The sequence below is a fragment of the Haloferax marisrubri genome (genome assembly GCF_001469875.2).
GTDB classification, from domain to species: Archaea; Halobacteriota; Halobacteria; order Halobacteriales; family Haloferacaceae; genus Haloferax; species Haloferax marisrubri.
In genome coordinates this window covers 293974-306066 of the sequence record NZ_LOPW02000018.1, presented here as the reverse complement: position 1 = coordinate 306066, position 12093 = coordinate 293974, and the positions used below count along the sequence as shown (strand labels likewise).

The 12093-nt window shown below is 59.9% G+C and carries 15 protein-coding genes and 2 pseudogenes; 2 read left to right on the top strand and 15 right to left on the bottom strand.

The genetic code is table 11. The features are described from left to right. On the top strand, positions 1-880 hold an 880-nt coding region (locus AUR65_RS16360), incomplete at its 5' end, for a pyridoxal-phosphate dependent enzyme (RefSeq protein ID WP_058567886.1). Between the two features lie 554 nt (positions 881-1434). Here AUR65_RS16360 and AUR65_RS19605 read toward each other — a convergent pair. The 15 genes and pseudogenes from AUR65_RS19605 to AUR65_RS16285 form a co-directional block, all read right to left on the bottom strand. Then, positions 1435-2259, bottom strand: coding sequence for a DUF6498-containing protein (locus AUR65_RS19605; protein WP_233194400.1), 825 nt, complete (start codon positions 2257-2259; stop codon positions 1435-1437). A 224-nt stretch (positions 2260-2483) separates the two neighbouring features. After that, positions 2484-2996 carry a hypothetical protein gene (locus tag AUR65_RS16350; protein WP_058567884.1) on the bottom strand — a complete coding sequence of 171 codons (513 nt, stop codon included), beginning with the start codon at positions 2994-2996 and terminating at the stop codon, positions 2484-2486. Then, entirely contained in the window at positions 2997-3299 is a 303-nt protein-coding gene (locus AUR65_RS16345) for a hypothetical protein (RefSeq protein WP_004061476.1), read from the bottom strand. An 81-nt stretch (positions 3300-3380) separates the two neighbouring features. After that, on the bottom strand, positions 3381-3722 hold the full coding sequence (locus tag AUR65_RS16340; protein WP_058567883.1) for a hypothetical protein: 342 nt from the start codon (positions 3720-3722) through the stop codon (positions 3381-3383). Beyond that, positions 3719-4078 carry a MarR family transcriptional regulator gene (locus AUR65_RS16335; protein WP_058567882.1) on the bottom strand — a complete coding sequence of 120 codons (360 nt, stop codon included), beginning with the start codon at positions 4076-4078 and terminating at the stop codon, positions 3719-3721. The genes AUR65_RS16340 and AUR65_RS16335 overlap by 4 nt, the downstream gene beginning before the upstream one ends. 93 nt (positions 4079-4171) lie before the next feature. Then, positions 4172-4507, bottom strand: a complete 336-nt coding sequence (locus AUR65_RS16330) for a DUF7558 family protein (RefSeq protein ID WP_049917667.1) — start codon at positions 4505-4507, stop codon at positions 4172-4174. Continuing rightward, positions 4507-4797, bottom strand: a complete 291-nt coding sequence (locus AUR65_RS16325) for a hypothetical protein (RefSeq protein ID WP_058567881.1) — start codon at positions 4795-4797, stop codon at positions 4507-4509. Before AUR65_RS16325 ends, AUR65_RS16330 begins: the two co-directional genes overlap by 1 nt. A gap of 173 nt (positions 4798-4970) precedes the next feature. Continuing rightward, positions 4971-5210, bottom strand: a pseudogene (locus tag AUR65_RS16320) (IS1595 family transposase); the annotation flags it as partial. Positions 5211-5259: 49 nt separating this feature from the next. Beyond that, entirely contained in the window at positions 5260-5610 is a 351-nt protein-coding gene (locus AUR65_RS16315) for a hypothetical protein (protein ID WP_233194399.1), read from the bottom strand. A 628-nt stretch (positions 5611-6238) separates the two neighbouring features. Next, positions 6239-6622 (bottom strand): annotated as a pseudogene (locus tag AUR65_RS16310) (primase-associated protein); the annotation flags it as partial. Between the two features lie 75 nt (positions 6623-6697). Continuing rightward, complete coding sequence (gene hisI / locus AUR65_RS16305; protein ID WP_084816490.1) at positions 6698-7075, bottom strand: phosphoribosyl-AMP cyclohydrolase; 378 nt, start codon at positions 7073-7075, stop codon at positions 6698-6700. 34 nt (positions 7076-7109) lie between these two features. Beyond that, entirely contained in the window at positions 7110-7505 is a 396-nt protein-coding gene (locus AUR65_RS20635; RefSeq protein ID WP_449405012.1) for a DUF7124 domain-containing protein, read from the bottom strand. 18 nt (positions 7506-7523) lie between these two features. Beyond that, positions 7524-9248 (bottom strand): nucleoside recognition domain-containing protein, encoded by a 1725-nt coding sequence (locus tag AUR65_RS16295; protein WP_058567878.1) that lies wholly within the window; start codon positions 9246-9248, stop codon positions 7524-7526. Beyond that, positions 9241-9426, bottom strand: coding sequence for a 30S ribosomal protein S14 (locus AUR65_RS16290; RefSeq protein ID WP_058567877.1), 186 nt, complete (start codon positions 9424-9426; stop codon positions 9241-9243). The genes AUR65_RS16295 and AUR65_RS16290 overlap by 8 nt, the downstream gene beginning before the upstream one ends. Positions 9427-9428: 2 nt before the next feature. Further along, complete coding sequence (locus AUR65_RS16285) at positions 9429-10580, bottom strand: NAD(P)/FAD-dependent oxidoreductase (RefSeq protein WP_058567876.1); 1152 nt, start codon at positions 10578-10580, stop codon at positions 9429-9431. Between the two features lie 61 nt (positions 10581-10641). Here AUR65_RS16285 and AUR65_RS16280 point away from each other — a divergent pair, with 61 nt between their 5' ends. Beyond that, positions 10642-11919, top strand: coding sequence for a GTP-binding protein (locus AUR65_RS16280; RefSeq protein WP_058567875.1), 1278 nt, complete (start codon positions 10642-10644; stop codon positions 11917-11919). Positions 11920-12093 lie beyond the last annotated feature (174 nt).

The window sequence follows — 12093 nt, the reverse complement described above, 5'->3', positions numbered from 1 at the left end:
ACACACCGTCGCGACCGGTGGCGACGTCGTCGGCACGGTCTCGTACGGTAACATGGCGATCAGCACCGCTGCCCACGCCGCGAACCTCGATCGAGAGTGCGTCGTGTTCGTTCCGGAGCGGACCTCGTCAGTGCGGCTGGAACTCATCGCTCAGTACGAGCCGACCATCGTACAGGTCGCCGGCGACTACGGGAAGCTGTACGAGGACGCGCTTGAGCTGTCCGAGCGCCTCCCGATCGACGTGCTCGTGAGCGACGCGCCCACCCGCATCAGCGGGTACAAAACGGCACTGTTCGAGATCTACGAGTCGCTCGCTCCGGCGACGCCCGACGTGATCGCGCTACCGGCGAGCTCCGGTGGATTCGCTTCGGGGGTCTGGCTCGGAATCCGGGACCTAGAGCGCGCGGGACTGATCGCGGAGCCGCCGCGCCTGTGTCTCATCCAGACCGCGACAGCCGACCCGCTAACGCGGGCGTTCGAGGCCGGGGAGACAGATCCGACACCGCTGTCGCCCGACGAGACCGGCGACACGATCGCTCACTCGATTGGGAACCCGGACCCGCCGAGCGGCGCTCGTGCGCTCGCCGCGGTTCGCGACACGAACGGCGCCGTCGTCTCTGTTACTGACGACGAGATACGGACCGCTCAGCGCCAGTTCGCCGTCAACGGCGGGTTCTGCGTCGAGCCGGCGTCCGCGACGACGCTAGCCGGCGTGTCACGCCTCGCGGAGCGTGGCGATATCGCCGCTGATGAGTCCGTCGTCCTGGTACCGACCGGAACGGGGTTCAAGGAGATGGGAACCGGCGAGGCGGAGGTTGCGACTGAGACGGTCCACAGAGACGCTCTTCAGGATCGGCTCGAGTCGCTGCTCGCCCCGTAGCGCTCGCGGTTCGGGTCGAGAGATATATTTCAGTGGCTCTGTTGAAATCCTTAGAACCTGATAGAACCCGTGTGACACAGTCAGAGCGTGTATGCAGCAGTGATGTTATGAGGCTGAACAGACCATCACTCTGTACTGATGGTCTCGCCGAAGCGGTGCCCCGACTGTGGAGTAGAGTTGGAAGAACTCGAAATACGGACGACAGACGGGTTCAAGATTCACGTCGATACAGACGAGCCCAAACCGAGCATATTCGGGAGACTTGGCGCGAAAAAGAAGCTTACACCGACCGCACACGTTTGTCCTGAATGCGGGCTCACCCGCCTATACGTGGACCGAGAACGGAACTAAGGTACCGCAGATTCGCCCCGACTCGATTCGCTCTCCACGAACAGTCCAGGAATAGGGTGCTGGACCCACAACCGACATGCGACCTCTGTATAGCAACGTCTTCGACTCCTACTCAGACTCTATCAGAATGATCGTCCAATAGACATTAACCTCCGTTCTGTGTTCCTCGCGTCTTCACGAATTTCGACCAGTCAAGCCAAAAATCAGGCCTGTGAATCGCCATCTGTCCATGACCCCGACCAGAAGAATGTGAACCAGTAAACAATTTTTTTTTCAGGTTCGCCGCCTTCCAATATATTTAGAACAGACAAGTCGGCCAGAGTTTTTAGTATCAAAAATATCCCGACCACTCTGAACTTCATGTAGTCTGGTAGCCCAATAATGGATATGAGCGGGTAACTGAGGATGACGACGAGATGTACAAAAATTAGACTAACAAACCAGTACAGTCCAACCCGAATCGGGATTTCGGCCAGTTCGGGTGCTGAGAAGTGTTTGTACTGTTCCTGACCGAGAAACTTGCGGGAAACGAGGGCACACATCATCCCGACGATCAGCACTGCAATCATAATCGCCTCAACAGAGGCGGCAGCTGTGACGACTGCGATGTAGTCGCCAGCAGGAGTATCAGGCCCCCCTTCAATTGTAAAATTGAGATCTGCCATATCGACAAACAGAATTCCCACAACTGACCAGAATATCAAGCCAAATACGAGAGGCCAGATGATAAATTGGAGATTCCAATAGCTGACTGGTGGCAACCATTCGGTTATCTGTGTCCATCCAGAACGGTTGGATATGAATGGGATTGGCACCGCTCGTGGGCTATTCTCGTCTAATTGTGGCTCACGTGTCGCAAATGAAACAAGGACGCTGTAGAGTACGATGAACAGCGCGTTTTGGACTACGTATACGAACATCAATTCACTCCGACTCCAAGAAAAAGTGAATATGCCAGAGACTGGAAGTACATTGATAAATACAACAAACAGGACAGTTGCTACACTGTCAGAACCTCTGCCATACATCAAGTCATCCGATGAGTCGTGCTCTGTCGGTTAGTCTACCCACTGAATACACATATACAAAACATCTATTTAAACGGATAGAAGTCTACGCTTGAATGTTGAGGAGCGTAGAGTTGAGTTCCGATGTGACCGGTTCGCGTCCTGTATTCAGCACGGCCTCATCAACCTATCAGCGACTGTGGATTTCAACAGAGCCATTTCAGTTAAAATCGAATTATGTAGAATTAGGGCCCTTCGAGCAACGAGCGAGCTCGCTGCACGTAACTGTTCGCCCCCCAGCTACGGGCGTCGCTGATTTTATTGAGGAGCAACCGTGCCTCGGCAGCTGAGAGGTGTTCAGTTCGAACGAGAACCGAGAGCAGTGTTGGCGTCGTGACGAGTCGGGTATCAGCGAGTGAGGCGTGAATCAAACCCAATTGGTTGAACTCGTCACAGAGGAAGAGCCCAGCATCGAGCTCGTTCGCGAGGGTGACCGCCGCGTTTTCACCGTCATCGAGCGGAAACTCGGCATCGAGGTCGACTGACTGTGTCGTGAACGACACCGTTTGATCGAGGACGGCGGACGCAGCGTGCCCATGGACGTCATCGTAGGAGGCAATCTCGCGGAGTTCATCGATGACCGCCGTTGGGACGACGACCTCGTACCGAGAAAGACAAAGTGCCAGTGGATCGGGGTCGTCGTCAGTAACGATTCCGAGACTGACGAGGGCGGAGGCATCTGCGATAAGCCGCGCCATCTATACGTCGGCGACCTCGTCGATAAAGTCCTCGTCCAACTGTTGTTTCAACACGCGGAGGTTGGCCGCCTCTTCGGCGCCGACGAGTGCTTTGAGTTGCTCGAAGGTAATCTCATCGTCGTAATAGGCGTCGGCAATTTCCTGGACGAGCGTGTCGTCGTGAGCGGCGTCTTGGAGGTACTCCCGAAGCGCGGTCACGAGAACGTCTGTTCGGTCTTCGCCGAGGACTGCGGCCAGTGCGTCAGCCCGGTCGATGAGCCGATTGGGGGCCCGAAACTGCACGCGCTTCTTCTCGGTGCTCATGATGTGTACATTGTGAGCCAACGAACTTAGCCGTTTTCGTGTGTACGATGTGAGGCTCACTCGAGCCGGACAAGGCAGGTATCAGTCAGTGATGTAGCCAATCAACTGGCCCACTACATCTTCTGTGCGGCCGTCAACGAGCGAGGTCAGATAGTACTCGACGTCGGCAGCATTGTTGAGTGTCGCAAGCGACCACGGGAGCACGTGACTTCGTTCCCCGAGTGGGTCGCCCGCGTAGTCGTCGTCCCGGAGCGTGAGTGACTCCTCGTGGTACGTCTTCGTGGAGATCAGGACAGTGATGAGCTGCACGCCATGGTTCGGGAATTGAGGAGTCCCTATAATGAGCAGCGGACGACCTTTCTCCGAGAGCGGATCGGCCCCCCAGACGATGTCGCCGCGTTCCAGATCCTCGAACGCAGTCACTGTACCTCTTCCATCTGGTCGGTCCGGAGATCCTCGAGACGCTCTTCGCCGTATTGTTCGGCTGCACTCTCGTGGTGTCGGTGAAGCCGGTACGCTGACTGAAGTCGCTCCTTGTTGTCCGTGATCGCCCAGTACGGGCGCTTGTGCCGGACGAGCCCGCGTTCCTTCAGTCGAGAGAGAATCGCACTAACAGCGTCCGTGTCCAAGCCCAGTCGCTCGGCGATCGTTGCGGCCTTCCACGCACGGTCGTCGTGCTCGTCGAGGAACAGCACGATTCGCTCGGTGTCGTTCCGCTCATCGAATTCGTCGGCGTCAGCGTTTTCGAACTCGTCGATATCGATAGTACCGCTCGACATGGACTAATGTTGGAGATGTTGGAGCATAGGTGTTTGGTATGTTTGTTACTTGGATGAGAGGGACATTTCCGTGCCCAGAAATGCCGGAGAGAATCACTCCGACGGCGTCGCGACGAGATGCTCCTCAAGATCTCGCGTCCAGTACGTCGTGAGCCCGCCCGGACTGCAGCGGGCGCACAGTTGCAACGGGCCTTCCAGATGCCCAAGCTCGATTCGGAACCGCGTCAGCGCGGCGAGCGTGTCGACGACCAGCCCACAGCCGTCACAGGCGACGTGATCGCGCTCGTCAGGATTCGGCTCCGTCTGAATCGCACAGTCGACACAGATCGGGTGGGTAACCCGATCGTCCTGTCCCCAGGTATGCGCCTCGCCGGTCTCAGTACCGGGCGGAGCGTCGCAGAAGGAACAACCAGTGAGAGTCTGCTGCATCACTCGCCCTCCCCGTCGGCGTCGCGGCCTGCCGTCCAGCCACGGTGGAAGATGGCCAGTTGTGTCGTCGAGTCGAACGTGGTGCCGCTCGGCTCGTGAACCAGAACGTGATCCTCGGGAACCGGAGTGACGATGTCCGCGTCGATGAGGTCGTCAACTAGGCTCCGGGCCGTCGCGTCGTCGACATCCGTAGTCGCGACGCTCGCGGTGTCGCGGTCTTGGGCGAGCTGTTCCTTCTCGAACTGTTCGTAGTCGGCACTCGTGTCGTCGTGCGAATCGGGACCAGGCATAATGGGTCACGCAGCACTTATGATCGCGCGCTGCACGCCTCTCGGCGCCGACAAACAAGCCGTGACGTGTAGCTTCAGTGCCTTCTCGGGTCGGCCTGCCCTCAGGATACACTCACTCGAGCGACAGGGCGGTGGGTGGGGGTAAGGACGTGTATCTATCCTCCGAGTCGCTCTTACGCAAAGCTACGGAAACGGTGGAGGGCGAAGCAATCGATGAGTGCGAACAGCGACGCGCCGATCCGGTTCAAGGACCGAACGCAGCCGAAGGTGTGAGCGGCCTGTTCCAAGCTCTGCTTGGACAGGCCGCGGAACTTCCGCAGCCACGGATACAGGAGTGACCACAGACACTCAACCTGATTGATGTGGACGCCGTCCGGCGAAACGTACCGCTCCTCGTGGATGATCGTCCGGTTAACCAACACAGTACCAGTACCGGTCGGACGTGTTGGTTAATACAAGCCGCTATGGAGTCTGGAGGTCTGGAACCGGCTTCACGGTGAACGTGTCTGGCACACTGGCTGCCGCCTCTCGTGTGTCCGCCGGCGTAGTCGTCGACCGCGTGAGCTGGGTGATGAGCTCGTCGCGAACAGTTCGTCGAGGGACAGTGGTCTCGTGCCAGCCCAGCTGGTCGTCGAAATGCCGCTTCTGGAACTGCTCGCCGACGTCGTCGACCGCGACGTACTGCGTCCGCGTCGCCCGTCCGACCTGTCGGGAGACGAAGACGGCGCCCACGGCCTCGTGCGTGAGCTCGACAAAAACACACTCCACGAGCGCGACGACCGACGCGTGATTCCGGTCGGTCGGGACCGTCACCTCGAGATCTTCTCACGGCGCTTGGCCGTCAGGGGAACTTGCTGCTTGATGCGCTGCTCGTGTCTTACTGCGTCGTTCCGAAGCCATTGTCTATCGGGGGCACGTGATGTGCCCCGCCACCCCCTCGTGGGGGCAACAAACACCACCGAAACGCACCCGTCAACCTATGCGCTAATTCTGATACTTCTGTAGTTCCGCTACCCCGGTGATGGCCTCTCGGCCTGAGAGAGCCGGCGGCCTTCGCACATTGCATATCGCCTCTTTCTTTGGACGAAAACCGCGATATGCGAGACACTACGACGCCCTCAAATCGAATAAGAACCCCGTCGGGCAGATTTGAATGCGTAGAAAGTACCTCGACGAGTTCCAGGATAATGCTGTGGTTTCAAAAATTGCTCGACTGCGGGGTAACAAAGGTGATATCGGCGATATCTGACTTCTTTGGGGTCACTGCTTCACCTATTCTGAGCCCCTCAAGGCTGGCCGTCTCGCCACTTCGAATTGTGGATCACCCCCGATTCTCCCGAGTCTGGCCGTGTTAGACGCTGAAAATTGCTCGACGGGGATTCAGAAGGGGATGTCTTTGGTCTGCAAAACAATTCTCGACAATCTGAGGGGTGACTATGATTTAGAGTTGCTCAGCGGGACCGGCGGACTGCTCGTCCACTTGCTCGTACATCTCATCTGGGAATGGGAGACTGCCCCAGATCGAGTAGGGACACTGGTCTTGGTCGATGCAGTAGCGTTGTAAATCGTCATTATTGCAGTTCATCGGTAACGGCGTGTCGCCGTCGATTGTGTTCGAGAACTCGTAGCGGACCTGGTGCTCGGTCTCCTGCTCGTCGTACCAAGGCCACCTCGAGAAGACGTCTTTGAGGTCTGTGACAATCGTCTCGGGGTCGCTGTCCTGGTACTGGGGCAGCCACATCACGATCCGGGCGAAGTTGTACAGGTCCTTTCGGATCAGCTTCTTCTCGTGGAGACGTTCGGCCATATTGGCCATACAGGGGATAGGAGTGCCTCCCACGACAGGGGCCGTGGAGCTATCTCCCCCTGTCTCAATAGCCAGCCACGCTACCGAATTGACCTACCCGTAGACCTCATCTGGATCGTAGACTTTCTCTCCAACTGTTTCGTCATCGATCGTTCGGGAAAAACACGAACGGTATCCCGTATGACAGGCCCCGCCCTCTTGCTCAACGCGATAGAGAAGCGCATCTCTGTCACAATCGACCCGAATTTCCTGAACTTGTTGGATGTGTCCGCTTGTCCCACCCTTCTTCCAAAGCTCATCTCGACTCCGAGAGTAGTAGTGGGCGAGTCCCGTCTCCTGCGTTGCTGCCACCGCTTCCGGTGAAGCGTACGCGAGCATCAGAACCTCGTCAGTATGTGCGTCTTGCGCAACCGCTGGAACCAGTCCGTCATCTCCAAAGTCGAGTTCGATATCTACTGGCTCGTCGTTCATACTGAATTGTATTGTCGCTGGAGAATACCAATTTTCATTCTCGTCTCCTGAGGACACGGTACAACCGCGCAGTCCATTGCTCTCGTAGTGTAGTCTCCGGGTTCTCGAGAGACCAGCCAGCAGCAGTAGCAGCATCTGCGAGACTGAGATACTCCCAGTGCTGAGGAGGGAGATACTCCGGCCGATTGGAAGTAGTCCCTATCAGGACGTGTCTTTCCGTATCGTATTGGCTACCGAGGTGCCGAAGGTCCGATGCAGTTGGCATCACCTGAAAATCTCGACGGACGAGGTACTTGGCGCTGAAGGCGTGAGCGGCTCCGAAATCCGTCGATATGAGACCGACGTTCTGCGCCCATCGTCGCGCATCGACGACGACCGCCTGTGGCTCACGGGTCTGCCGGAGTGCAGCAAGCTCAAACGCGAGCGTCATGGTTTCGCCCGTCATCGGCTAGAAGAGGATTGCACCGCCCCATCCGATGAGTAGCGAGAAGCTGACGGCAGCTGCCGCCTGTCGGAGCATCATTCGACCGGCGTATCTCGGGGAAAGTTCCTTCGCGACCGTGATCGCCGTCACGAGGCAGGGAAGCAACACCCCCGCTAGGTAGACGGCGGTCAGTACCTGCACGGGAGTCATCGCGGACAACGTTGCACTGAGCCCGTCTGATTGTAATAAGAGTAGACCATCCTTGCGGATCGATCCCATCACGACGACGAGCGCCGTCTCACCGGGGAGGTTGAACAGTCCCATCACCGGCGAGAGAGCCTTACCCGCCACGTCCAGCACGCCGAAATAGTCGAGAACCGATGCAACGAGGACGATTCCGGCGAAGACGGGGAGGGCCTTCACGAAGAAACTCCGAATCACGGTTCTGGTCTCGCGCCACACTGACTGCCAGGTCGGCCACTGGAGGAACGCACGGTTCTCAGTAGACAGCGATGCCGTTCGCGCACGCTCGGGTGCGATCAGGCGCGCATAGACCAGTGTCGTGATCGTGAGAATCCCGAGGTACGGAACGACGAGCCATGGCATCTTGACCGCCGCGAACACGGCGAGCGTCGCCGGAAACTGATACGAGCAGGCGGATCCGAACCCAATCGTCGACACGGCCGTCCGGCGTGTACAGTCCGAACACCCACGTGTGCTGGTGACCGCCGGGACGTTACAGCCGAATCCCATGACCACGCGAACGAGGTCCCGACCGGTGAGGCCCACGCGCCGAAGATGCGGATGGAGCGACGCAGTAATCCGCGTGACGAGTCCGCTCTGCTTGTAGACGGCCATGAACGCCGCGAAGATGAGGATCGTCGGACCGGCCCAGACGAATAGGAATGGCCCCATCGAGAGCACGCCGTAGTCGCCGCCCAGAACTGCCGACAGCGGTCCCGGGAGCTCGTTCGTCCACCGAACCGCGGGCTCCAACAGTGTACTCACTTGGGGGGAGAGTTCGGCAGCAGCAGCGTTCGCGAAGTGGACTGCAGCCGCGGCGGGCAACAGAAGCAAGGCAATACTGACGAACGGGCCGAGAAGTGGATGCTCAATGATCGTCTCCGGTGGGTCGAGATGAATTCCAGTTTGCCGGGTGACCCGCCCCGGGAACTCGTCGGCATCGCGGAGCGCGCTGACGAGTTCCGTCCGCTCGCGTCCGTCGACCGCCGCCCCGCCGCCGTCGGTCGCGACGCGAGAAACGTTTCGCGCGTCCACTGGAGCGAGTGGCACCCCGAGGTCGTCGGCGAGCGCGTCCAGTTCGTCGTGGGCTTCGGTCTGGTTCTCGACTTTGTCCCAGAACGTCACGGCAATCGCGCCGACTGTTCCCTGCACTAGTGGCAGCAGGTCCTCGAGGTCGTCGTCGATGTTCGTTGCGCGAACGACGAGGAGCACCGTCTCGGTGTCTTCGACGGCGCTGATCGCTGTTCGGGTGGTCTCGGTGTCAGTCCCGAGCAAAATTCCGGGCGTGTCGACGAAGACGAACTCGTCCGACTCGTATCGCTCGACGTTGACGGTCGTTCCGCGGAAGTTACCGGTCGTCGGCGTCGTTCCGGTGAGGCCGGCAACGAGCTCCGACTTGCCGACGCTCTCTTTGCCGACGACGACGACGGTCTCTCGCCGGTCGTTTCCCGTCTCGTCGCGCCCCGTCGCGGAGTGACTGTTCGACCGAGGGCGTGTGTCAGTCATACTTTTTGAACCCAATCTTCGGCGCGAGTTCACGGAACGACTGCCGACAGAGCCAGATGTCGTACTTACTGACGAGGCCCTGTTCGCGGCCGGTCATCCGACACACGTGTCGGTCGTCGTCTCGCGCGTCGTTCGAGCGCTCGCTTCGGCTGTCGGGCTGTGATGAGTGTCGTGTCACGGTTAGCAGTCGCACATGTCTGGTTCGCAGCAGGACGCGTCCTCGAGGAACATGTTCTTCTCACGGTACTCGTCGAGGGGAGCGCGGTCGATACCGAGTCTTGCAGCGACTTCGTCGGCGACGACCGCGAACCGCTGTCGGAACTTGTAGATGAAGCAGAACTGTTGTCCGTTGTGTGCAACGTGGGGGCCGACGAGGAACAGTCCCGGCGTCGCCGTCGACTCGTCTCGCTCGGTCAGTCTCGGGTGGCCGTTCTCGAACTCGAAATAGTCGTCCGCCGGGCCGAGACCGGACTGGAACCCCGTCGCGAGCACGGGTCGGTTCCGCGTTGTGAACGTTTCACCGCTCGTAGAGACGACCTCGAACGAGCCGTCGTCTCTGTCGACGCGTTCGACGCGGATGCCGTCGTTGAGAGTGATCGGTCGGTCCCGTTCGAGCGCCTCGTGGAGGCGTTGGCTGGTGTACGGGGATAGGACTTCGCTCGGGTCTGGGCTGCGATACTGCCACGGACCCTCCTCGTCGAGGACGAGTACCTCGTGGCCCAGTTCGGCGAGCGTGAGCGCCGCGTCGATTCCGCTTTCGTACCCGCCAACGACCGCGACTGGGTCGTCTACGCACTCGTCGGCGAACGCGTGCCACGAGTCGACCTGGGAGTTGTGGACGCAGTGACCCGCACCGGGGAACGGCTCGTCGTTCGGGCGGCCGAACTGTCCGGCCGCCCAGATGACGAAGCGACTCCGGACGGTGCCAGCGGACGTGTCCAGAACGAACCCATCGTCGTGGCGTTGGAGGGATTCGACAGCTACGCCGGTCCGGACGGGAAGGTCATGAAACTCGACGACTCCGCGGAGGTACTGCGCGTACTCCTCGCCGGTCGGGTGTTCGCGGTCGAGCGCGAACGCGGGCGACGTGTCCGTCGTGACGGCGTTCAGGTCTCGACAGCCGAAGCTGTTGCTGGGAAACGAGGGGGTGATGAACTGCATCTCCTCGGGCCACTGTCGAAACGACGCGCCGACGTCGTCTCGCTCCAGAATCGCGTAGGAGTCGAGGGCGAGGGCTTCGAGAACGACGCCAATACCGACGCCAGCGGCACCTGCGCCGACGATAACGGCGTCGAGCGACTCGTCCGTTTGGGGGGTCGTTGGGGGCTCCATTAACAACAAAATAGTCTAGATAGCCAATTATAAATAAGACATGGTCTAGAGTTAATAACAGATGAGTCGAGAGACGATTCCCGTCACCGTGCTGAGCGGCAACCTCGGCGCGGGGAAAACGACCGTGTTGAACAACCTCCTAAACACGCAAACGGACCTCGATATCGCGGTCCTCGTCAACGACATGGGCGAGGTGAACGTCGACGCCGAGCGCGTCGCCGAACACTCCGACATCTCGGAGGACGACGAGGAGTTAATCGAGTTGTCGAACGGCTGTATCTGTTGTGAGCTTCGGGGCGACCTGCTCGACGCGCTCGCGAAGCTCGCGCAGGCTCGCGAGTTCGATTACCTCGTCATCGAATCGACCGGTGTCGCCGAACCGCTCCCCGTCGCACAGACGCTCACGATGGGATTCGACCAGTCGGACCTCGACCCCACGGAGTTCTACGAGGAGACCGGCATCGAGCCGATGGACTACTACGAACTCGACACGACGGTCACCGTCGTCGACGCCCACCAGTTTTGGACCACGTTCGGCTCGGCGGAGTCGCTCATGGACGGCGACACCGAGAAGGACCTCGGGAGCCTCCTCGTCGAGCAGATCGAATTCTGCGACGTCCTGCTGTTGAACAAATGCGACCTCGTCGACGAAGCGGCGCTCGACGAGATCGAGGCAGTCGTCGAGGTGCTACAGCCGCGCGCCGAAATCCTCCGAACCGAACACGGTGCGGTCGACCCGGACGCAATCCTCGACACGGGTCGATTCGACTTCGAGGCGGCGAGCCAGTCCGCCGGGTGGATGCAAGAGCTCGAAGAACCCCACGCCTCCGCGGAGGAAGAACACGGAGTCACCTCGTTCGTCTTCGAGTCCCGTCGGCCGTTCCACCCGGAGCGGTTCGCCGACCTGCTGAACGAACTGCCGACGAACGTCGTCCGCTCGAAGGGACACTTCTGGCTGGCGGGTCGCGAGGACATCGCGCTGGGTATCGACGTCGCGGGCCAGTCGATTCGACTCACGCCTGCAGGGCAGTGGCTCGCGACACTCCCGGCGGACGAACAGGCGCAGTACTTCGAGGCGTACCCCGAACTGGAGGAAAGCTGGCATCCCGAGTACGGCGACCGGGGCTCGCAACTTGTCCTCATCGGCACCGACATGGACCACGACGACCTCCGTGCGGACCTCGAGGCGGCCACGTTGACCGACGAAGAGATGGACGCCGACTGGAGCGCCTTCGAAGACCGCTTCCCGACGTTCGAACGTCTCGAAGACGCCGAAGAGGCTGCGGACGGGGACGCACAGTCCGCCGAGAGCGCCGAGGAGGTCGGCCTCGCCGATTGACGATGTCTTCGCCACGCTCGCTGTTTCAAACGGTCGTCGACAAGAACGTCCCGCGCGGAACGCGGGAAGACGCCATCGGTGAGCTCGCCGAGGAACGGGCGACTGCGCAACTTCGACTTGTCGTGGTCACAAGCGGCCTCGACGGGCGGTACCGTCGCCAGGCCCTGAACGCGC

What these genes read in the sequence shown, in the direction of transcription:
- AUR65_RS16345 (WP_004061476.1), bottom strand. Translation starts at nt 3,299, where the DNA reads ATGAGCACCGAGAAGAAGCGCGTGCAGTTTCGGGCCCCCAATCGGCTC.
- AUR65_RS16280 (WP_058567875.1), top strand. Translation starts at nt 10,642, where the DNA reads ATGAGTCGAGAGACGATTCCCGTCACCGTGCTGAGCGGCAACCTCGGC.
- AUR65_RS16325 (WP_058567881.1), bottom strand. Translation starts at nt 4,797, where the DNA reads ATGCCTGGTCCCGATTCGCACGACGACACGAGTGCCGACTACGAACAG.
- AUR65_RS20635 (WP_449405012.1), bottom strand. Translation starts at nt 7,505, where the DNA reads ATGACGCTCGCGTTTGAGCTTGCTGCACTCCGGCAGACCCGTGAGCCA.
- AUR65_RS16335 (WP_058567882.1), bottom strand. Translation starts at nt 4,078, where the DNA reads ATGTCGAGCGGTACTATCGATATCGACGAGTTCGAAAACGCTGACGCC.
- AUR65_RS16350 (WP_058567884.1), bottom strand. Translation starts at nt 2,996, where the DNA reads ATGGCGCGGCTTATCGCAGATGCCTCCGCCCTCGTCAGTCTCGGAATC.
- hisI (WP_084816490.1), bottom strand. Translation starts at nt 7,075, where the DNA reads ATGAACGACGAGCCAGTAGATATCGAACTCGACTTTGGAGATGACGGA.
- AUR65_RS19605 (WP_233194400.1), bottom strand. Translation starts at nt 2,259, where the DNA reads ATGTATGGCAGAGGTTCTGACAGTGTAGCAACTGTCCTGTTTGTTGTA.
- AUR65_RS16295 (WP_058567878.1), bottom strand. Translation starts at nt 9,248, where the DNA reads ATGACTGACACACGCCCTCGGTCGAACAGTCACTCCGCGACGGGGCGC.
- AUR65_RS16330 (WP_049917667.1), bottom strand. Translation starts at nt 4,507, where the DNA reads ATGCAGCAGACTCTCACTGGTTGTTCCTTCTGCGACGCTCCGCCCGGT.
- AUR65_RS16285 (WP_058567876.1), bottom strand. Translation starts at nt 10,580, where the DNA reads ATGGAGCCCCCAACGACCCCCCAAACGGACGAGTCGCTCGACGCCGTT.